The organism is Micromonospora sp. CPCC 205558 (assembly GCF_036902955.1).
In the GTDB taxonomy this organism is placed as follows: Bacteria; Actinomycetota; Actinomycetes; order Mycobacteriales; family Micromonosporaceae; genus Micromonospora.
Genome location: NZ_JBAKHR010000001.1, coordinates 269231 through 289631, shown reverse-complemented (window position 1 = coordinate 289631; position 20401 = coordinate 269231). Strand labels below are relative to the sequence as shown.

The following is a 20401-nucleotide window of genomic DNA, read 5'->3' as shown; positions in this document are numbered from 1 at the left end:
GATGAAGCGAATGGCAACACTGCTCGCACTGCTCATGACCGTGTTGGCGGGCACGCTCGTCGCCGCCAGCCCCGCCCACGCTCGCACTCAGCCGGAATGCGAGTCCTACGGCATCGTCAGCAACCAGGCGGGCTATCAGGTCGCCGCGCCGTTCGGCAGGTACGGCGTCCTGCCGTGCTCGCTGGTCTGGGGCGACGCCGGGGCGGGCACGGTGGCCCTCCAGTGGGCCCTGAACGACTGCTACCTCGCACCCGCGGGCAAGGCGCGGCTCGAAGATGACGGGGTGTTCGGCCAATTGACCTTCAACGCGCTGAAGTTCGCCCAGGGCAAGGCGGGCATCAGCGCGGACGGCCAGTTCGGGCCGCAGTCACGCGCGTCCCTGAAGTTCCCCGCGCACACGGGCGGAACCTACGGAACCCCTACCTGCGCCCGCCTCGGCCGTCCACTGCCGTAACCGCCGCTGGGCAGGCCACGCCGGCGGTGACAGCGCAGACGCTGTCACCGCCGGCAAGTCCGTGAGCGTGTCGATCAGAGGTCCGGACCGCGAGCCAGAGCAGCGCCGATCCCTTGGCAGCACGATGGGCGGAACTACGTGCCAGGCAGCTTCTTCTGTCTATTCGCCCGCAGCGATCCGACCGCACAGTTGAAGCGTTCCGGACGGATCAGCCGGTCGGACGAACCAAGGGAGCTGGGGATCACAATGACGAAGAATGCACTGTTCGCGAGCACCCTGGCCGCCCTGATCGTGTTGCTCTTCCCGGCCGCCGCCAATGCCGACGACCCGACGGACCCCGCCGCTCCCCCGGTCACCGTCGTGGACAGCAGCAACTCGACGGCCTGGGACTGAACGCACCGACCAAGACTCGCCCTGCCGGCCTTGGCGGTCCGCAGTCGTGGGGATTCACCCGCCGAAGAACGCCAGTGGAAGGCAGTTGACCGATGACCCAAGCAGTGCCGGTCACCCCGATCGCGGGTTTGATCGTCGTCGGACCACGTTCGGAACACCCGCAACTGCACGATCTGCTGGCCGAGCGCACCGCGCTCTGGCGGCGGGCGCAGATCCCGACCGGCTCGGTGAGCGGCAAGCCCTGGACCGCCGGATCGGTCGAGGCCGCGGTGCGCGACGCGGTCCTCTCTGTGGACTGGGCCGACGACAGCACCGCGGCGATAGTGGACCCGGAGCATCGGGTGACGACACTCCTGGTACTGCCCGGTGAGGGCCGGACCCGCTGGACCGGCATTCGGAGCTTGGCGGATCTCGAATCGATGCCGGCAGCCACTCACGTACCGGGTGACGCCCTCGCGATACTGGCGCCGTGGGCCGGACTGCTCGCTCCCGAACCGCTCACGGCACCCGATTCGACGCGAGTCTCCGCAGCTGCGGTGCGGACGTCCGACGCCGCGCAGCCACACTGGGGGCTGGGCTGGGCGACCCGTACGGACCTGGCGCTGCGGCACGCGGTTCTGGACAGCCTGCGGTCGATGTCGTCGGAGGCGGTCCCGACATCCGACCGCGCGGTGGTCGGGGCCTCGGGCTCGACGGAGTGGACGTGGCTCCTCGACGGCTCGCTCAATCTCCTGAGCGCGTACAGCCGCGATGCCCAACGGCACTCCCTGCCGGACACCGGCTTCGACGTCATCACCCGCCATGTTCCGCGATTCAGCGGGCCGCTGCGGCTCGCCGCGGTCGTCCGCCGGTCGTCCAGTGCCGCCGTGGCGGCAGCCTGGGGTCGCCAGACCGAGGAGGCGATCGACTACGCCCTCACTGCGGCTCGTACCCGGGACCTCCTGCTTCCGGCTACCGCCCGAGCGGCCGTCACGAGCCCGCCGGAGACCGCCTCCCTGATCAGCGCCCTGTCCCCGGCCGATGTCCGTCGACTGCTACACGACATCCACGTCGCCGTCTTCGGTCGGTCCGGCCGGCGGGTGCTGGGCATCCGGGTCGCCGCCGACGCGTTGCTCGGCCCGCAGAACCTGGCCTGGGGGCCGGTGTGGCTCGGTTGAGTTGGTGACGTGTGATGTCAGTGGAGTGACAGTGAGACGTGGGTCGATCGGCTACCAGCGGGCGATGGAATGGTCTCAGTCACCACGGCGGGCCGGACCGAGAGGGACAGCCCAGACAACGCTGAGGAGTAGCAATGAACATCGACGACAAGACCAACCTGGCCGACCTGGCGAACGAGATCCTCGAACTCGAGTCGGAAACCTTCGAGATCTCGGACTACGCGGACGCGAGCGGCGTCCTGCTCGCCGTGGCCGCCTCGTGCAGCACGAGCTCCACCAGTACCTGCTCCAGCACCACCAGCACCACCTCCTGCTCGGCCTGATCCTCCCCCGAAGACCTGCTCTCTCCCGAACGGCCCGCTTGGACGAAGACGTCCATGCGGGCCGTTCGGCATGTCGCCCCGGCGAAGGGCGGCACGAACAACGTGGCGCCCCGCCGGAGATGGACCGGCGGGGCGCCACGCGTCGTCACCAGGTTCAGGGGAACGGGTGCGGGACCGTTCGAAGGTCGTGGTCGGTCAGGTCGCTGTCGCGCAGGCCGGCCCGTCGGGGCGCCCAGCGCAGCCGAGGCATCTGCAGGGCCCGTTGCCTGGTCCAGCCGAAGTCGATCGGCAGCAGGCCGGGGACGATCGTCGACACCGTGTGCAGGCCCATGCGGCGTTGTTCCGGTGTGGTCTGGTCGACCACGATCACGTCGAAGCCGGCATGTTCCAGTTCGCGTTGGCAGGTACGGAGGTCGAGCAGGAGGTCTCGGGAGTCCGGGTCGCCTGGCGGCCGGATGTCCTGGATCGAGCAGTGGCTGACCGGTTCGAGGTAGCTGCGGGCGTGCTCCGTCATCCGTGGCAGGCCGAAGAGTTGGGGGTGGTCGCCGAGGTTGGCGCAGAGGCTGTAGTCGTCCGCCATGGCGTCGAGCGCGTCCCAGCGGTCGTCGACCTGGCGGGACAGGTGGGGTATGTAGGTGAGCACCTCCGACAACGCAGCCTCGACGGCTGTCTCCGGGTTGAGGCTGGCGCCGGCGGCGAAGGAGAGGGCGCCAGCGCCGCCGTCCCGACGGACCGCGAGGCCGGTGACGACGGGTACGGCCAGGTCGACGCGGCTGTCGAAGGCGTGGACGTCGTAGCCGCGGAAGGCCGCCCGGTCCACCATGGCGCGGACGGCGGGGCTGCGGCACGAGTCGAGGTCGATCTCGGTGACCCCGAGGTTGCCGTACCAGTTGAGCAGGAACGCGTCGCGCTCGATGAGTTCGAGCAGGCCGAAGAGGATGGCCTCCTCCAGGCAACTACCGATCGCGCAGCCGTTGGATGATTCGTAGACGAAATTGTCGGCGGCCTGCCCGGAGGCGTAGTACGTGAGCCGCGCCGGCACGAGCACGGGCCGGTTGTCGCGGAGCGAGTAACCCCACACCCACGGTATCGGTCGGTCCGGGTCGAACGGCTCGACCATCGGATCGGTCCGGTACGTCTGCGCCGAGTACTGCCCGCAGCTGCGCGGGTCGAGCGCGGTGTCCCCGAGGTCGGTGTACGCGGCGACGACCGGCTCGGCCCGGCGTCGCTGGTGGGTGCCGGCGTACCGTTCGAGCCCCTCCAGATACGCGAGGTCCTTGCTGGTGCGGAAGGAGTTGGCCTGCCCGCTCCAGCTGAAGTTGACGAGCCCGGCGTACCCGCGGATGAAGACGCTGCCGGTGACCGCGGAGGTGGTGGGTGAGGTGACGTCGAGCCAGGTGCCGGCACCGAGGCTGCCGCAGACCGGGTTGGCCATCGCCCCGGTCGTGAGCGGGTACGACGTTGTCGAGGTGAGCCGGTAGCTGCCCGGGTCCGGCTTGGGGCGGGACACCAGGTCGAGGGTGGCCAGTTGCGGGGTGGCTTCTTCGATCGGCGCGCAGTTGAGGCAGAGCGGATCGGTGAGCAGTGGGAACGTCAGGACGTGCAGCGTCTGGAGGTCGATCCGGGTGACCTGCGGCAGACTGAGGTCCGCGGTCGTGTGCCAGCCTCCGGCGGCCCGCCGACCGACCTTCCCGGACCAGCCGAGGACGGTCGCCTGGTACACCGACCAGACGGCGTCCACGACGTAGTCCGGGACGACCGGCCAGACGCCGGCCGGGACGACGGTCTGACCGTGTTCGAGGGCTTCCCGTTCGGATCTGGTCCGCAACCGCTGCCACCGCATCGCGAGGCACTGGCCGCAGGCGTGGGCGTCGGCCGCGCCGCCCCAGGGGCCGATGAGCACGGCCTGGGCGGTGAGATGCACGTCCGCGGCGCCGCGTACCGGCGCGAGCCGGGTGGCGGGTGCACCGAACACGTCGACCGCGCCGACGGTCTGCACCGCCGGTGCGGGGCGGTGCGGCGCGTCCCCGACGTCGCGTCGGAACCGGTCGGTGAGCGCCTCCTGCAGGGCCAGCCGGGCGAACTCCATCGGGACGGGGTGGGTGTCGGCTCGCGTCGTCGTGCTCACGAGTTGTTGCTCCAGCGAAAGGTCCTCACCGCGAGGAAGCCGAAGACGAGCGTGAACCCGGCCAGGGCGGCGCTGCTCAGACCGATGGTCGCAAGGTCGCCGCCGCCGGTGAGGGCGGTCGAGATGCCGTCGTTCATGTAGCGCAGCGGCAGGGCTAGGGAGATGTTCTGCAGCCACCCGGGCATGAGGTCGATCGGCAGGAACGAGCCCGACAGGAACGCCATCGGCACCATGATCGAGTTGGCGATGGCAGCGACGGCCTCGGGGGTGTTGGCGCGGGATCCGACGATGACGCCCATGGAGAGGAACGCCGTGACGCCGAGCAACAGCACAGGCAGGGCGAGCGGCCAACTGCCGGCGAGGGTGAGGCCGAACACCGGCAGCAGGGCCACGCCGACGAAGAGCACCGCCTGCACCAGGCCGATCACCAGCGCACCGGTGTAGCGCGAGGCGAGCACCGTGGTCAGCGGTGTGGGCGTCATCCGGATCAGGCGCAGGATGTCGTCGTTGCGCCACTGCATGAGCGTGAACGCGATGCCGAAGAGGGCGGCGTTGCCGACGCCCCAGGAGAGTACGCCGGGCGCGATGTAGTCGATGTAGTTTCGCCCGGAGCCCTCCACCTCCTGCCCCGCGAAGATCAGGCCGAAGACCACCAGGAACAGCAGCGGGAAGGCGAACGTGAAGAACACGGTGGTCTTGTCGCGTACGGATGCCTTGTAGTTGGCCGTGCTCAGCGCGGCGAATGCGGTCATGAGCGCGTCTCCGATCCAGTGAGTTCCAGGTAGACGTCCTCGAGGGTGGCGGTGCGGGTCTGCACCTCGTCGAGGCCGATGAGGTCGCCGACGGCCGCCAGGGTGGCGCCGGCAGCGGTGGTCTCCAGCACCACGGAACCGCCCTCGACGGTGACCCGGATGACGCCGGGAAGAGCCCCGGCCTGGTCGGTGGAGAGTTGGCCGACCGGCACCATGACGCGGGTGGGCACGTGCGCCGCGCCGACGAGCCGGTGTGGGGTGTCGAGCGCGATGACGGAGCCGGAGACGACGATGGCGACGCGGTCGCAGAGCGCCTCGGCCTCGTCGAGATGGTGGGTGGTGTAGACGATCGTGCGGCCCTGCTCCTTCAGGCCGCGCAGCACCTGCCACAGGTCGCGGCGAGCCTGCGTGTCGAGCGCCGCGGTGGGCTCGTCGAGGAAGACGAGTTCCGGCTCGTGGATGAGAGCGCCGGCAATGGCGAGCCGCTGCCGCTGACCGCCGGAGAGATCCCCGACCCGCTTGTCCGCCTCCCCGGTCAGCCCGACCAGCTTCAGTGCGGGGCCGGCCGCCGTGGCCGGCAGTCCGTACAGGGCGGCCACCGTCGCAAGGTGCTCGCGGGCCGTCAGCCGGGCGAAGAACGCGCTCTTCTGCGTCTGCAACCCGAGGCGGGGCAGCAGTGTCACGTTGCGGGGCCACGGGGGTGTGCCCAGCACCTGGATCGTGCCGGCGTCCGCCTGGCGCAGGCCCTCCATGATCTCGATCAGGGTCGTCTTGCCGGCGCCGTTGGGGCCGAGGATGCCGAAGAACTCTCCGCGTCGGATGGTCAGCGAGATGCCGTCGACGGCCTGCACGTCGCCGTACCGCTTCCGGACGCCGTCCAACACGACGGCCGACTCGACGACCGACTCCACGGTGGGTTCCTGACTGCTCAGTGTCGAACGTTCGATGGCGTGCGTCGTGGTCATTTCTGGACCTCTCCTCTACGGCCGGCGGCCGGCTTGCGGGTCGCCGTGAACGACGTGCGGGGCACCACGAAGAACATCCCGACCAGCACGGCGAGCCCGGCCGAGATGGCCCCGGCGACGGGCCCGAAGTGGGCGGTGGCAGCACGTTCCGCGGTCAGCGCGACGACCGTCACGATGCACACGACCAGGGCCGCCGCGCCCAGGGCGTACCCGGAATAGGCGATCCGGGCGGCCCGGGGGTATCCCCCCAGACCCGGTCCGCGGCCGACCAGCGCGGCCAGCGCCCGGCCGGCGAAGCGCCGGCTGCCGCTCGCGTAACGCAGCATGCCCAGTGAGTGGGCGAGCATCTTGTAGCCGTCCATCGGCGGCAGCGGCAGCAGGAACAGCGCGGCCTGGGCGAGCCCCAGCAACAGGAACGCGCCGAGCAGCGCCCGGGCCGGCTCCCCCGCCGGCAGCAACAGCCAGGACGGCAGCACCGGCAGCAGCAGCAACAGGTTCACCAGGATGCCGGCCGACGCGGTCGTCACCCGCTGACGGCGGGTCCGCAGGAACAGATAGTCGTCGACCCGGCAGTACATGACGACCATCGGCAGCTGCCAGCGGATCCCGATCTCACCGACCGTACCGCCGAAGTGGTGCGCCACCACGCCGTGCCCGAGTTCGTGCAGACCCATGGTGACCCACAGCGCGGTGGCGACCGCCATCAGCGCAAACGGGTCGTCGAGCACCCGGACGGTGTCGGCGACCAGGGCCGGCGCCTGCCACACCACACCGACCAGCGTCAGCAGGATCGCCGCAATCGCGGGGACGAGGAACCAGCCACGGAACGTGAACCCGAAGAGGCGGTGCAGCCGGGCCGTGGTGGCGGTGGCGTCGCTGACCAGCCGTCGCGAGCCGCCGAGGTAATTGCGCCGGGTCACCGCCGGTGGATCGGCCGTCGGCACCGGGCATCCGTCGATGAGGCCCCGGGCGGCCAGCAGCCCGATGAGCTGCTGCCAGGCGGCCGGGCCGAGCGAACGACCGAACATCCGGCCGTACGCCTCAGCGATCTCCTCGCGTGACGTCACCCCGTCGAGCCGACCAAGGACGAAGTGCTCCTTCACCCCGATCTCGAACGTCTTACCGGCGACGGGATCCCGGACCAGATGGACCGGCGTTCCGTCGCGCAGGTAACGCCCGCTGACCTGAATGTCGGCGCGCACCGCCACCCCGGCGGCGACGGCGGTGCTCATGCCCCCTCGCCATGCTCGCGCAGCGCCCGGCCCAGCATGTACGACAGGTACGCCTCATCGGTGATCGTGACATGCAACCGGTTGTTGGTCATGTGCATGTACGGCGACAGCAGCAGTGGCAGGGCGGTCTGCGGGTCCGTAAGGATCTCGTCGCGGGTGTCGTCCCAGGACCGGAACACGAGCTGCCCACGCTCGGCCAGCTCGGCCGCCCGGCGGCGCAGCTCAAGGCAGTGTTCCGCCCAGCCGCGCAGCAGCCCGGGAAGGTCTCGGCCTCCGGTCGCCCGCAGTGACTGCCGGATCTCCGCGAAACGCCGGCCGATCTCGGCACCCATCGCGGCGTACTGCTGCTGGTACTCCTCGTCGCCGGCGTAGTTGGTGTCCGAGAACGCGGTGCGCCAGAACTTGTGGTACCGGTTCAGATAGTCGACGAGGTCGTCGGTATCGGGCAGGAAGCACGCCGACATCACCATCATCAGCTGCGCCGACGTGCCGAGCAGCACGGTGCGCAGATGCAGGTTCTTCGTACGGATGGCGTCGACGACCATCTCGCTCGAGTGCGCGAAGTGCCACTCCGCGAGCTCGATCCCGGCCTCGCCGCCGTACTTGCCGTACTCCGGCTCGTACGGTTCGTAGCTGTAGGTGTTGTTCTCCCGCAGGTTCATCCGGCCGTCGCCACGCAGGTAGCTGGATTTCTGGTCAGGGGAGAACTCCATATCGAACAGGGAGTTGTAGAAGTCCTCCAGGAATCCGGCGTCCACCTGGTACAGCGCCGGCCGGACCCGCAGGTACTCGGTGATGGCCGCCTCCGCCCGCCGCTTCACCTCGGCGGTGGCCGCCACGGTCACCGGCTTGAGCCGCAGCCGTACGTGTGGTCCCTCAAGCCAGTAGTTGATGAAGAAGTGGCCGGCGATCAGCCCGTCGGCCTGGAGTCCGCCGATCAGCGGGCGCACGCACTGCACGAGCAGCGGCTGCGGGTTGGCCGCGTAGTAGATGTGGATGGCCTGCCACTCGCCGGTGGCCGCGTCCGTCACGGGGTCGATGAGGGTCTGCGTCATGGCTGCCCGTCCTGTCGCGTCGCGGGGGGAAGGATCGAAGAGGAACGGAGGGTCTCGACGGCCAGCTCGGCGACGTGCTCGCCGCGGCTCGACCGCACGTGCAGCGCGTCTTCGTCGGGGAGCATCTCCCGGAACACCACCCGCGCTCCCGGGCTCTGCAGCAGTCCGTCGAGGGCGTACAGGGAGAGGTAACTGGCGAAGTCCACGTACTGCGGCTTGCCGCTGCGCGACCGGCCGTCCCCGGCGGTCTCGGTGACCGTGGCGAACGTGCGGTCCGGCAGGCCGTGCGTCCGGCGCCAGCGCTGCCACGCCAGGAACCAGTCCCCGTCGGCGACCTGCGGCGACAGCCGAGGCAGGTCCTGGCCGGCGACGGTCCAGGCCCGGCGGCTCAACACCAGGTCGCGATGGCGCACCCGTGGCCGGTACCGCACCCCGTCGCGCGGTTCCCCTTCGGGCACCCCGCCCCACAGGTTGATCGGCGCCAGCGACGACGGCGACAGCAGCAGCAGGGTCCGGGGGATCTCCGGAAGGGCCAGCGGCACCAGGTAGCCGAGGTAGACCGGGATGACCTCACGGCCCAGCCGGTGTGACCGCAGCACCAGGCGTGCCTCGGCCACGTCGTGCTCCAGGTAGAGGTCGTCGAGGTGGAGTTGGTCCTCGGCCGGCACGGAGCTGGTCTCGCCCGGACAGACGATCTGGTAGCGGGTCAGCCGCCCGTGCAGGTTGAGGTTGGTGACCACCGCACCACCGGTGATCTCCGCGAGGACCGCCCCGTCCGGTTCGATCTCCCCCGCCTGCCGCAGCAGCTGTTGCGCCAGCCCGTCCGGCTCCAGCTCGTCCGGCGGCGCGTCGAAGCAGTGGGTGAAGCGGCTGAACGGGAAGAACAAGCCACCGTACGACTGGTTGAGGACCGCGACCGGATCACCGGGCCGGTCGGCGAGCTGGACGAAGTGGCTCTGCGGGGCGAAACGGGTGGTCACCGGGGTCAGGTGCGCGGCGACCGCGGCGACCGTCTCGTCGTCGAGCCGAACCTCCCCCGCGTCCGCCGTCCCGGCCCACACCGCGCGCATCCGGACGACCAGCTCGCGACGGGCGTCGTCGAGGGCCGTGATGCCGGGCAGTCGCAGCCAGTTCACCTCCGGGACGTACTCGCCGTCCTGGAACGCCTTCGGACGCCCGTTGAACGTCAGGTACTGGTCGAAGAAGTCCTCGTGGAAATCGTGCACCAACTTCAACAGGTCATCGCAGTGCCCGCCTTCGCCGTACCGGGCCAGGAAGTACCCGGTGAACGTGATGCGCTGGGGCAGGGTCACGTCGAACGCCGGCAGGATCCGTTCCACCGACCGCAGCGAGTCCGCGAGCAGCCCGGACCACGCCTGCCGGTCGAGCACCAGATCGTCCACGCCGGCCCGGACGTCCTCGTAGAGCAGGGTCCGGGGCAGCGTCGCCTCCTCGTCACCGAGGCTGGTCTGCAGCTGGTGCAGACTGGCGCGCAGCCGCCCGAGCAGCTCCCGGCGTTCGGCGTGGCCCGCGAGCGCGTACCGGTCGACACACGAGATCGGGTCGGCCAGCCCGTCGGCCAGCTCGTCCGCCCAGGGGCGCTCGATCGCCCGCAGGGCCTCCTGGAAACCGCGCAACGGGTCACGGCGGTGCACGTCCGTCTGCAGGCAGGGGAACTGGATCATGCCGAGTTGCAGGAGCGCGGCGAGGTACCTGTCGCACTCGTCGGCGGTCGCCCGTTCGGTGGCCCCGAGCCACTCGGTGAGCTGCCCGAACGTGACGCCCGGGGTGCGCTCCATCATCCGCAGCATGCGTTCGAGAACACCCGTACGTTGCAGGAAGTAGAGCCGGTCGGAGGCCGCGTCGAACGTCACCGCGGCGTTGTCGTCACCCGTGGTGACCCAGCGGCGGACGAACCGTACGCGGTCCTCGTCGTTGCGCCATCCGGTGGCTGCCTGCACCGGCAGGTCCGCGCGACGCCGTGGGTCGGCCAGGACGAGTTCGGCGAGCCGGCCCAGCACGACCACGTTCAGCCGGGGATGACTGGACCAGTCGTCGGCCACGGCCACCCGGTGCCCGGCGTCGGCGGCATCCGCGAGCCGACCCACCCCGACCGCTGTGAACGTGCTGAACGGGCTCGGCTTGCACGCGGTCCGGTACAGGTAGGACAGCACCGAGCGGGTGATCCGCCGTTCCTTCTTGCCGGGTCGGTCGGCGCGGCCAGCGATGAACGCGTCGAGCTGCGAATCCAGCGACGGCGAGGCGAGCAGCACACCTCGGCGCAGCCGGTCCTCGGCGGCCAACTCGCGCAGCCTCGCTGTCGTGCCGGACACCTCCGCACCGACGACCCGCTCACCCTCGGCGCGCAGGTCGTCCAGCCTGCGCCGGGCCGCCAGCCAGCCGCTGAGCCGCTCGGCGGTGGCGGCATCCAGCCCGGCCAGCAGGGTGACGGCGGCATCGGCGTCCTGGGGCAGCCGGTTGTTGAACACCTGTCGGCGTAACCGCAGCAGCTGCCGGCGGACGAGGTCGTCGTCGTTGTCGTTGACCATGTCGTGCAGCAGGTCGCTGAGGTGGCTCGCCGCCTGGGCCAACGACTCCTCCGCACGCAGCATCTCCTCGGCCCAACGGCAGCTGTCCGGGCAGCGAAGGGCGCCGACGGTGACGAGGGGCAGGCCCGCGACCCGGGCCATCAGTCGGGGTTGCAGGGTCCAGCGGTTTCCCGTCGGTCTGCCGGCGGTAGCAGCCGGTTGGAGATCGGGTTCGGTGGTCAGGGTCATCACGGACTCCGTTCGACTCGTTTGATCAGGCGATGTCATAGCGAAAGTCCGCGGGACGGGCCCGTTCGTGGCCGAGCAGCATGATCAGCAGGGGCGCCTCGCCGGTGCCCTCGAGGTCGAGCTCCTCGATGAAGGAGATGTTGTCGAAGCCGAGGGCCACGCCGGCGCCGACGTCCAGCGCCGACGCGGCGGTGTAGAAGTTCTGGGCGACGGCACCGATCGTGGCGTTGACCAGGCGGTATCCGCGATCCCCAACGGCATCGAGCACCGCGGTGGTGCGCACGGTCGGCACGATCACCACGCCCGCCTGCTCAAGGTTGTAGTTGGACAGGAAGTAGTTGCGCTGGAGGAACGGCCCGGGCCGGCCCGCCTTGACCAGGTACAGGGCGTGCCCGTCCGGGTCGTACTCGTACGCGCCGGGAGGCACACCGTCGACGTGGTTGACGAAGGCGTAGAGCTTCGTCAGGTGGGCCGTTCCGGCGCCGCTGGCCGCGTCGGTGAAGGGTGCCCGGGCGCTGGCGGCCAGCCCGGTGCCGAGCTGCGCCGCGGTCAGTGGCACCGTCGCGTCGAAACGGCCGAAGCTGCTGCGCCGACGGCGTAGTGCGGTGCGAACCGGGACGTCGAGCGCGAGCGGGGGCGGCAGCGCGACCCGCGCGCGGCCCGGCCGTGGCGGATGGGCGGCGGCGGCCACCAGCTGCCCGGGTGCGGGCGCCAGGGTCGCGCCCTGCACCGTTCCCGCGTGGATCTTGGTCATCGTGTCGAAGGTCAGGACGGTCTTCGACCGCTCCTGGTCACGGTGGCGGACCGACACCCGCCCCGTCGCGCCACCGGGCCGTCGGGCCGAGTCCCAGGCCAGCGGCACGACGGCGAAGATCCCCTCGTCCTCGTTCGGCACGCCCAGCAGCTCCGCGATCCGCGGCTCGTCGAACCAGAGCTCCGGCTCCACGACCCGACCACGGGCACCGGCCCACAGCCGCCAGGTCTGCACGATCGTGCCGATGTCCATCGTGATCGCGTGGAACGAGAAGCTGTTGTACTTGAAGGCGTTCTGCCAGTACTTGACGCTGAGCACGAGGAACTGGTCGTCGTCCCGGCCCGCGCGGGCGCCGAGCGCCTCCCGGATGACCGGCGTGACGTCGCCGGTGAGCAAACGCTGCATCGCGTGGTGCTTCGTCGAATAGTGGTAGACACCCGGCGGCATCGGGCCACTCGGCCCACAGACCCAGTAGACGCTGACCGGGTAGAGACCACCGCCCGACGCGGTGCCACGGTTCCAGTTCGCCGTGGTGTACGTCGGCAACGCGCGCAGGTCGGTGTTGGCCTGGACGCCGAGGCGACGGCCGACCAGCCCGTACGAGTCGTGCAGCATCGCGCCGAGGAACGGCAGGTCGAAGGTGCGGGTCGCGTCCCGCTCCGGGCCGTCGAGCCCGTCCTGGACGGTGGCGTCCCCCGGTGGGCTGCTGTCGTACAGGGGGAAGGTCTCGACGCCGGGGAAGTACTTCCCCTTGCGCGGCTGGTCGGGCCAGTTCGGAACGAAATCCTTCGGCTCCATCAGGATACGACCGCGGTGCAGGATGGCGGTCGCGTAGTCATATGCGTAACCCATGTTGGTCCTTGTCTCCTGGCGTGGTGGCTCGCGCACTCACGGGAACGGATGCGGGACGAGATGCAGGTCCGCGACCTCCAGGTCGTGATCCCGCAGGCCGGCGGCGGCCAGCGCGGCCCGCATGCGCGGCAGGTACGGCGCCCGCTGCCGGGCCCAGCCGAAGTCGATCGGTAGGAGCCCCGGCGCCAGGACGCTCACCGTGTGCAGGCCCAGATCCCGCTGCTCAGGCAACGTCTGGTCGACCACCACGACGTCGAAACCCTGCGCGGCGACGTCGGCCACGCAGCGTCGCAGGTCCACGGCGAGGTCGTCGGAGAGCAACTCGGCGCGGTCGGCGACCGGGTAGACCTCAGCCATGGTCCTCGGCTCCCGAGCGGCCACGAAGAACGCCGCGTGCTCGGCCATCTCGGGCAGGCCGTACACGAGCGGGTGGTCGTGCAGCGCCTGGACGTTGGCGAAGTCGGCGACCATCGTCCGGTACCGCGCCTCCTCCCGCTCCGTGCGGGTGCCCAGGTTGACCGAATCGGTGGCGATCTCGCAGAGGGCCGCCGCCATCGCCGTCTCCGGGTCGAGGCTCGCACCGGCCCCGAAGCAGATGGCACCCAGGCCACCACCGATGCGGGTCGCCACCCCGACGACGACCGGGATGCCGAAGGTGATCCGGGCGTCGAAGAACCGCGCCCGGTATCCGCACATCTCCAGTCGGTCGACCATCCACCGGGTCTCGACGCGGGCACTCGTCCGCGGGTCGATCTCCGGCAGCGTGACCCGGCCGTACCAGGAGAGCAGGAACGCGTCGCGCTCGACGACCTCCATCAGGCCGTGGTAGATCGCCTCCTCGGCGCTGCCGCCCGACGCGCAGCCGTTCGAACTCTCCTGCACGAACCGGTTCTCCAACCCCGGCGCGTGGTAGTAGGCCAGGATCTCCGGCACCAGCACCGGCCGGTCGTCGCGCAGCGAGTGACCCCAGACCCACGGAATCGGCCGATCCGGCGCGAACGGTGTCACCCGGGGGTTCGCCGCGTAGAACGCATCGGAGTAGAGACCGCAGACCCGCGGGTCGACCGCCACGTCGCCGAGTTCGTCGTACGACGCCGACACCACCGTCCGTTTGGCCTTGGCCCGCATGCCGGCGATCCGTTCGAGCCCTTCCAGGACGCCGATCCGCGCGCTGCGGGCGTAGCTGTCGGCGTGCCCACCCCAGTACGTCTCCCGCAGGTAGCTGCCCGAACGCAGCAGGAATCCGCCGCTGACCGCCGAGGTGGACGGCGACACCGGGTCGTAGGCGACCAGGGGGCCGACCGGCCCGCACAACGGGTTCACGAACGCCTCCACCGTGAACGGGTAGTCGTCGACGGGTCGCAGCCGAAACGAGTCGGGCGCTGACTTGCGGGTGGTCCCGACGGGCGGGCGCGCGGCCTCCGGTGTGTCCGGCACGCTGCGGCCGCAGCACGGGCACTCGGCGTCCGGCACCACCGGGAAGCGGCGCACGGCCAGCACGGCGAGGTCGACCACGTACACCGACGCGTACCCGTCGCGGGCCGTCGTCGGGTCGGCCGCGCGGTCGACATGCGCCTCGACCAGCGCCACGATGGCAGCGCCGCTGAAGTCCGACCGGAATGGTGACGGCCCGGCCTGCCGGGTCGGGCCGCCCAGCTCCAGCGCGTCTCGCAGGGAGCGCTGCCGAACCGCCTGCCACCGCCGAGCGAGACAGCGGGGGCACGCCGAGTGGGCGGCATCCCCTTGGAACGGCCCGATCAGGGCGTACTGGCCGTACAGGTGCACGGTCACCGACGCCGCTTCCGGGCCGTCCGACACGGCCAGTTCATCCCGTACGCCCAGCGGGGCGACCGCGACCGTCAGGTCCCCGCCGAGTCGCCTGCGCAGCCACTGCTCGAGTTCGGCGCAGTCCCGCGCCCAGTGCTCCGGGGAGCTGACAAGGTCAGGCCGCATGGGGAGAACCGCCGGTCAGCACGATCCGGGCCGTGTGGAGGCCGCCGGCGAGCAGATCCGGCGGGGTGGTGCGGATCAGCAGCACATCGCCACCGGCGTTGCGGACCCCGTCGAGCAGGTCGTCCCACGTGACGTCCGGTACGTCGGCCGGGACGCCGGTCACCGCGAGCACGGCCGGGTCGAAGTCGGCGACGAGATCGTCTCCCGGGTCGACGTCGGCGTCGCGCTCCCGGCCCAGTTGCACCCGGCCGAGCAGGTCTCGCACCGCTGTCACCACAGCGGCGTTCCAGGTCAGCTCACTCCCGGCTGCCCAGATGACGCCGCCGGTGCGGGGGTCGGTGGCGTGGGCGATCGCCACGGGCGAGGTGCCGAACCGTCCGCCGCGCAGGTTCAGCACGGTGACGTCCATCCCGGCGTTCGCCGCGGACCGGCGCAGGAAGACGATCTCCGGGTTCTCGATGTCGGACAACCGCGCCGGGGCCACCTCGGCGTCGCCGCGGAGCGCGTCGATGATCCGGGTGTACGCGACGGCCGACAGCAGGCCCCGCGCGGCGGCCTCGGCGGGGGATGTCCCCGCCCCGGCACCCGCCGAGGTGGCGATGACCGGCCGGTGGGCGTTGTACTCCCCGAACGGCCGGACCGCGGCGGCCGGCACTCCGACGTCCTCCTTCGTGAGCAGCGACGTCGCCGTCACGACCGGCCCGGTCGCGGGTGCCGTACCACTGCACGTGACGATCTCGGCAACCGTCACCGTCCGGTCCGGCGTGGCCTGTTCGGCGGGGAGCGGGACACCATGGTCCACGTAGCTGACCGCGGCCGTCCGCAGAGCTGCGAGCCGGGCGCCGGCCAGGGTGTGCAGGTCGAACGTCGCCACCTCCCGGGTACGCCCAGGGCCGGGCGAGAACCGCAGGGTGCTCACCTTCAACGGGGTCTGGGTCCACTGCTCGTCGCTGAACTCGGCGAAGACGCCGACGTTGGGCTGGATCAGAACTTCGCGGCTGGTCAGTTCGGCCAGCAGCTCCGACGCCTCGACCTGCGCCTCGACGACCCGCGTCTGCCCGATGCCGAGGTCCGTCGTGACCGGCTCGTCGAGCACCGCGTCCCCGGAACAGAATCGGCAGGCCGGGTGTGGCAGCAACGGCTCGGTGACCACGTCGAGCGACTCGAGGTCCTGGATGATGACCCGGCCGGTCGTCTCCGCCGGCAGAGCGCCGGTCAGGCTCCGGAAAACCTCGTACCCGAGCAGGTTCCCGATCATCGCGGCGAGCGGCCGGCCCACGGCGGCGTCCCGGCGGGCCGTGGCAAGTGACACGCCCTGCCACAGGTCGGCGGCGGCCGTCGGGTCGCCGTTGGCGGCGAGGCGCAGTGCGGCGCACAGCCAGCAGCCGGTGCTGCCGGCCGTCATGTGCGGGCCGATCACCGCGCGCCTGCCGAACGTCCACGCGGTGAGCAGGTGACGCCCGGCCGGCACCCGCTCGCTCAGCAGGTCCAACGTCTGTCGGGCGCCGGCGGACCCGCCGGTCACGACGACGACGTCGTACTCCGCGAGGTCGTCCCAGGTGTAGCGGGGGCCGGCGGCCGGGACGACCTCGATGTCGACCGGGCAGCCCTCGTCGGTGAGCACCCGCGCCTCGGCCCGCACCTCGGCGAACCGGTTGTCGGGGTGGTCCAGGCTCGGCATGACGCCGATGCCCGCCGAACCGTTGCGCACCAGACTCAGGACGCACCAGCGTGCCACCAGGTCGTCGCCCAGGACCGCCACCCGGGCATCGCGGAAGGTCATGAAGCGGGCATCCGCGCTGTCGGCGTAGTGATCCACGTAGGCGATCTGCGGCGCGAACCGCCCGGTGACCGCCAGCTGTCCCTCGCCGGCGGCAGGGCTTGCCACCGGCACGTCGCGGGCGAAGCCACGCTCGTACAGCGTCCCGACCAGGTTGGCGACCATGGCCCGCTGCTCCGCGCCGAGCGCCGCGCCGAGGTCCGCGACCTGGTGGTCGCCGGTGAGGTAGGGGACGATCAGGGTGGCCAGCCGGTAGGCGCTCCGGCCGCTCAACTGGAAGCCGCCGAGGGAGTTGTGGAACAGGACGCCGTCCGGCGTCTGGGTGTAGAGAACGTCCCGGCGGATGCGCGGTCGGGTCTGGGCGATGTCGTCGAAGGTCGCTGCGGCCATAGCGGAAGCACCTCTGTTTCTTGTGGATGACGGCAGACGCCGCCGGGATGGGGTGGACCGGCGGTCACGCCGCGAGCGCGGTGCTCCGTTCGCCGTAACCGTCGACGGCGAAGGCCCGGACCAGTTCGTGCATCGTGTAGGTGCCGGAGCCGCCCTCAAGGGCGCCGGCGTCGGCCAGCAGGTCGAGGATCTGACCGGTGGCGGCAACGGGCCGGTCGAGGACGCCGGCGAGGTCGGCGAGGGTCATGGATTCCGGGTACGAACATCGGGCGATCCGGACCAGCGCGTCGCTGAGCCGGGGATCGAGCTCGTCGAGCCAGGCCCCGAAGGTCCCGGTGATCGACATCCGCGGGTCGTCGATGAGGGACATCCGGGCAAAGCGGTCGCCCCGCAGCCAGGTGACACAGTCGGCGATCCGGGTGCGCGGGCGAACCTGCAATCGAGCCGCCATGATCCGCAGCGCCAGTGGGAAGTTGCCGCAGAGCGCCGCCAACTGACGCACCGCTGCGGGTTCGGCTGCGGCCCGATCCGGTCCGAGCAGGACCGAGAGGAGTTCGAAGGCCTCGTCGTCGGTGAACGGGTCGAGCCGGTGCACCCGGCCGCCGTGCGTGGCCACCAGCCCGGTGAGGCTCATCCGGCTGGTGATGAGCACGGAGTGTCCACCGTCGAGCGCCAGGACTCCGCGGATCTGCTCGGCGTCGAGCACGTCGTCCAGGATGAGCAGGGCCGGCTCTGTCGCCCCGGCAACCTGGAGCCGCACCAGCTCGGCGGTCAGCTCCACGGGCGTGCGGGCCGTACCGTCGGGCCGGCGCATTCGGAGCGTGGCGTGGCCCGCGATGGATCTGACCCGGAGCCGGTCCGCGACGTGCAGCGCCAGCGCCGTCTTGCCGATGCCTGGCGCACCGGTCAGCACTACCGTCCGCGGGCCCGGCCGATCGTCACCGAGCCACCCGGCGAGCAGCGCGACATCCGCCGCCCGCCCGGTGAAGTCGCTCGTCGCCATCGGTGGGGGTGACTCATCCGTCCTCGCCGCGCCACCGGTGGTGATCGGGACATCGTTGGCCGCGCCGACGGGCGTCAACTCGTCACCGCGCAGAATCGCGGCCTCCAGCCGTTGCAGCGACGGTCCCGGGTCCAGGCCCAACTCGTCGAGGAGGTACGTCTTGACGTTGCGGTACTCGACCAGCGCCTCGGGTTGCCGGCCGGTGCGGTACAGCGCCTCGATGAGCTGCTCCGCGAAGCGCTCGTGCCCCGGGTGCGACCGGGCGGCTCGCCACAGGTCGGGCAGTACCTCCCGGCAGCGGCCGAGCATCAACTTGAGGTCGTGCACCCGTTCGGACGCCCGCAGCCACTCCTCCGTCAGCCGCGGCGCCTCGTCGCGGCACAGCGCGTCGGACGGCACGTTGGCCAGCAGCGCGCCGCGCCACAGCCCCAGACCCTCCGTCAGGAGGTGCAGCTCGGGCTCGGGATCCGTCTCGTTCTCGGCCCTGCCCACCAGGTGGCGGAACCGCAGCAGGTCGAGCGTCTCGGCGTCCGCGACAATGCGGTAGCCGCCTGGAACGGACTCGATCACGTTGCCGGCGATGCCGTGCTTGGCGAAGAGTCGCCGCAGACGAAGGACGCAGGTCTGCAGCGCGGCCTTGGCCGACGCCGGCTGTTGCTCGCCCCAGATCGCGCCGAGCAACGAGTTGATCGACACCACCGCGTTCGGGCGCAGCAGCAGGGCCGCCAGCAGAGTGGTCGGCTTGGATGGCGGGAGCACGGCGACGTCGCGTCCGTTGGTCAGGTTCAGCGTGCCCAGGATTTGAAAACTCATGCGCCGGAAATGCGCTGCGCCCACAGTTTCAACATTTGCGAGACTCGTCATTGCGTCGTCCTGCTCAACAGAGACACACCGTTTCTCCCCCCACTCGACACCGATGACCATTGCGGGATGATTTCGACCGCGCTCCCCTCTTGCGGGACCAGCGCTTTCGCTCTGCGGTGCTGTCTACAAGTTTGTTGAGTTGGCAATAGGAGGGTCAAGGAACGGTCGGCGGTAAGAAGCTGCATGGCAGCTTTCCCACAAATGCATCGCCGCCTCGTCGCTGGATCGCCGCTGGTGGCGGGCAGTCGGCCATTCGCGGTCACCGCCTCAGGTGGGCGAGCGCGGCGTGCGTCATCGCCGAGATGCCGGTCGGCAGGGCCAGCGCTACGTGCGGGGCGAATGTCGGAGAGTGGTTGGCGGGCACCGGGACCGTCGCCGCCGTCGACCATTGGCGAGGGCTCGTCACGCCCAGCAGCCAGTAGACCGTGGGTATGCCCGACTGGCCGTGCACATCACTGCCGTCATCACCGAAGAACGGGAAGTCCTCGGTCGCCATCGCACGTGGCCAGGACGCGATCCGCGCGGCGCCGAAGGCGGCCTCGTGCGCCGCGCGTACCACGGCGGTGGCCTCGGCATCCGGCAGGTTCACCGGCGAAGAGGAGACCGAACGGATCTCGGGCTCGCGGTCCGCCCCGGACGCGGCGCACTCGGCCCTGACCATCCGGGTGACCGCCGCGACCACCCGGTCCAGGGTGGCGGTGGCGAACGCGCGGATCGTCAACCCGATGACGGCCTCGGCGGGAATGACGTTGCCCGTCTCGCCGGCCCGCAGCGAGCCGACGGTGAGTACGACCTGCTCAGCCGGGTCGACCTCCCGGGACACGACCGTCTGTAGGCGGAGCACGACGGCCGCGGCGATGACCACGGGGTCGATGGCGAGGTGCGGCGTCGCCGCGTGACCGCCTCGACCGAGGATCGTGATCTCAAGGGAGACGCTGCCGGCCATCACCGGTCCGGCACCGAACGCCAGCATCCCCGCCGGAAAGGGCGCGCTGTGCTGAGCGAGGACGACGTCGGGTCGACCGGTCAGGTCGTACAGGCCCGCCGCCAGCATGGCGCGGGCCCCCTCCAGGGTCTCCTCAGCGGGTTGCCCGACGATGGCGAGTGTCCCACTCCATTCCTCGCGATCGGCAGCCAGCACGTGAGCGGCCCCGGCCAGACAGGCGAGGTGCAGGTCGTGCCCGCAGGCGTGCATCACCGGCACCTCCCGGCCGGCGGGACCGACGACCACCTTCACGCTCGCGTACGGCAGGTCGGTCTCCTCCTTGACCGGCAGCGCGTCGAGTTCGGCGCGGAGAAGGACGGTCGGGCCGACGCCGTTACGCAGGACGCCCACCACACCGTGACCCCCGACCCCGGTGGACACCCGATAGCCGGCACGGCGCAGCCGCTCGGCGAACCTGCCCGCCGTCCGCGCTTCCGCCCCGGACAGCTCGGGATGGGCATGCAGGTCGATGTAGAGGGCGGCCGCCTCCCGTAGGGCCGCGCTCGGGCCGGACCGGGGCGCAGAGGCTGATTTCATCCAGAAGTCCTTCTAGGGCCGGTGATTCTCCGGAGAGATCACCGAAA

General features: G+C 70.8%; 15 protein-coding genes. 4 read left to right on the top strand and 11 right to left on the bottom strand.

The features are described from left to right. The first annotated feature begins 1 nt into the window (after position 1). The 4 genes from V6U86_RS01215 to V6U86_RS01200 all read left to right on the top strand — a co-directional run bounded on the left by V6U86_RS01215 (position 2) and on the right by V6U86_RS01200 (position 2327). Complete coding sequence (locus V6U86_RS01215; RefSeq protein WP_334497407.1) at positions 2-454, top strand: peptidoglycan-binding domain-containing protein; 453 nt, start codon at positions 2-4, stop codon at positions 452-454. 246 nt (positions 455-700) lie between these two features. After that, positions 701-847, top strand: a complete 147-nt coding sequence (locus V6U86_RS01210; RefSeq protein WP_334497405.1) for a hypothetical protein — start codon at positions 701-703, stop codon at positions 845-847. Between the two features lie 92 nt (positions 848-939). Next, positions 940-2004: a hypothetical protein gene (locus V6U86_RS01205; protein WP_334497403.1), complete on the top strand. Its 1065-nt coding sequence runs from the start codon at positions 940-942 to the stop codon at positions 2002-2004. 134 nt (positions 2005-2138) lie between these two features. After that, positions 2139-2327 (top strand): thiazolylpeptide-type bacteriocin, encoded by a 189-nt coding sequence (locus V6U86_RS01200; RefSeq protein WP_030487016.1) that lies wholly within the window; start codon positions 2139-2141, stop codon positions 2325-2327. A gap of 154 nt (positions 2328-2481) precedes the next feature. On the opposite strand, the gene V6U86_RS01195 is transcribed toward V6U86_RS01200, so the two are convergent. The 11 genes from V6U86_RS01195 to V6U86_RS01145 all read right to left on the bottom strand — a co-directional run bounded on the left by V6U86_RS01195 (position 2482) and on the right by V6U86_RS01145 (position 20354). Next, positions 2482-4455, bottom strand: coding sequence for a TOMM precursor leader peptide-binding protein (locus V6U86_RS01195; protein WP_334497402.1), 1974 nt, complete (start codon positions 4453-4455; stop codon positions 2482-2484). After that, entirely contained in the window at positions 4452-5207 is a 756-nt protein-coding gene (locus V6U86_RS01190; RefSeq protein WP_334497399.1) for an ABC transporter permease, read from the bottom strand. Before V6U86_RS01190 ends, V6U86_RS01195 begins: the two co-directional genes overlap by 4 nt. After that, positions 5204-6172: an ABC transporter ATP-binding protein gene (locus V6U86_RS01185; protein WP_334497397.1), complete on the bottom strand. Its 969-nt coding sequence runs from the start codon at positions 6170-6172 to the stop codon at positions 5204-5206. The genes V6U86_RS01190 and V6U86_RS01185 overlap by 4 nt, the downstream gene beginning before the upstream one ends. Then, positions 6169-7404 (bottom strand): hypothetical protein, encoded by a 1236-nt coding sequence (locus tag V6U86_RS01180; protein WP_334497395.1) that lies wholly within the window; start codon positions 7402-7404, stop codon positions 6169-6171. Before V6U86_RS01180 ends, V6U86_RS01185 begins: the two co-directional genes overlap by 4 nt. Continuing rightward, entirely contained in the window at positions 7401-8459 is a 1059-nt protein-coding gene (locus V6U86_RS01175) for a thiopeptide-type bacteriocin biosynthesis protein (RefSeq protein WP_334497393.1), read from the bottom strand. Before V6U86_RS01175 ends, V6U86_RS01180 begins: the two co-directional genes overlap by 4 nt. Continuing rightward, positions 8456-11236 (bottom strand): lantibiotic dehydratase, encoded by a 2781-nt coding sequence (locus tag V6U86_RS01170; RefSeq protein WP_334497391.1) that lies wholly within the window; start codon positions 11234-11236, stop codon positions 8456-8458. The genes V6U86_RS01175 and V6U86_RS01170 overlap by 4 nt, the downstream gene beginning before the upstream one ends. A gap of 25 nt (positions 11237-11261) precedes the next feature. Continuing rightward, positions 11262-12842 carry a SagB family peptide dehydrogenase gene (locus V6U86_RS01165; RefSeq protein ID WP_334497389.1) on the bottom strand — a complete coding sequence of 527 codons (1581 nt, stop codon included), beginning with the start codon at positions 12840-12842 and terminating at the stop codon, positions 11262-11264. A gap of 36 nt (positions 12843-12878) precedes the next feature. Next, positions 12879-14795, bottom strand: coding sequence for a TOMM precursor leader peptide-binding protein (locus tag V6U86_RS01160; protein WP_334497387.1), 1917 nt, complete (start codon positions 14793-14795; stop codon positions 12879-12881). Beyond that, on the bottom strand, positions 14785-16965 hold the full coding sequence (locus V6U86_RS01155; protein ID WP_334497385.1) for a TOMM precursor leader peptide-binding protein: 2181 nt from the start codon (positions 16963-16965) through the stop codon (positions 14785-14787). Before V6U86_RS01155 ends, V6U86_RS01160 begins: the two co-directional genes overlap by 11 nt. A gap of 64 nt (positions 16966-17029) precedes the next feature. Continuing rightward, a complete protein-coding gene (locus V6U86_RS01150) occupies positions 17030-18781 on the bottom strand; it encodes a BTAD domain-containing putative transcriptional regulator (RefSeq protein ID WP_334497383.1) in 1752 nt (583 codons plus the stop codon). Between the two features lie 310 nt (positions 18782-19091). Continuing rightward, on the bottom strand, positions 19092-20354 hold the full coding sequence (locus V6U86_RS01145; protein ID WP_334497382.1) for an amidohydrolase: 1263 nt from the start codon (positions 20352-20354) through the stop codon (positions 19092-19094). Positions 20355-20401: the final 47 nt, after the last annotated feature.

Coding starts and splice junctions, on each gene's coding strand:
- V6U86_RS01215 (WP_334497407.1), top strand. CDS start 2: ATGAAGCGAATGGCAACACTGCTCGCACTGCTCATGACCGTGTTGGCG.
- V6U86_RS01210 (WP_334497405.1), top strand. CDS start 701: ATGACGAAGAATGCACTGTTCGCGAGCACCCTGGCCGCCCTGATCGTG.
- V6U86_RS01205 (WP_334497403.1), top strand. CDS start 940: ATGACCCAAGCAGTGCCGGTCACCCCGATCGCGGGTTTGATCGTCGTC.
- V6U86_RS01200 (WP_030487016.1), top strand. CDS start 2,139: ATGAACATCGACGACAAGACCAACCTGGCCGACCTGGCGAACGAGATC.
- V6U86_RS01190 (WP_334497399.1), bottom strand. CDS start 5,207: ATGACCGCATTCGCCGCGCTGAGCACGGCCAACTACAAGGCATCCGTA.
- V6U86_RS01185 (WP_334497397.1), bottom strand. CDS start 6,172: ATGACCACGACGCACGCCATCGAACGTTCGACACTGAGCAGTCAGGAA.
- V6U86_RS01180 (WP_334497395.1), bottom strand. CDS start 7,404: ATGAGCACCGCCGTCGCCGCCGGGGTGGCGGTGCGCGCCGACATTCAG.
- V6U86_RS01175 (WP_334497393.1), bottom strand. CDS start 8,459: ATGACGCAGACCCTCATCGACCCCGTGACGGACGCGGCCACCGGCGAG.
- V6U86_RS01170 (WP_334497391.1), bottom strand. CDS start 11,236: ATGACCCTGACCACCGAACCCGATCTCCAACCGGCTGCTACCGCCGGC.
- V6U86_RS01165 (WP_334497389.1), bottom strand. CDS start 12,842: ATGGGTTACGCATATGACTACGCGACCGCCATCCTGCACCGCGGTCGT.
- V6U86_RS01160 (WP_334497387.1), bottom strand. CDS start 14,795: ATGCGGCCTGACCTTGTCAGCTCCCCGGAGCACTGGGCGCGGGACTGC.
- V6U86_RS01155 (WP_334497385.1), bottom strand. CDS start 16,965: ATGGCCGCAGCGACCTTCGACGACATCGCCCAGACCCGACCGCGCATC.
- V6U86_RS01150 (WP_334497383.1), bottom strand. CDS start 18,781: ATGAGTTTTCAAATCCTGGGCACGCTGAACCTGACCAACGGACGCGAC.
- V6U86_RS01145 (WP_334497382.1), bottom strand. CDS start 20,354: ATGAAATCAGCCTCTGCGCCCCGGTCCGGCCCGAGCGCGGCCCTACGG.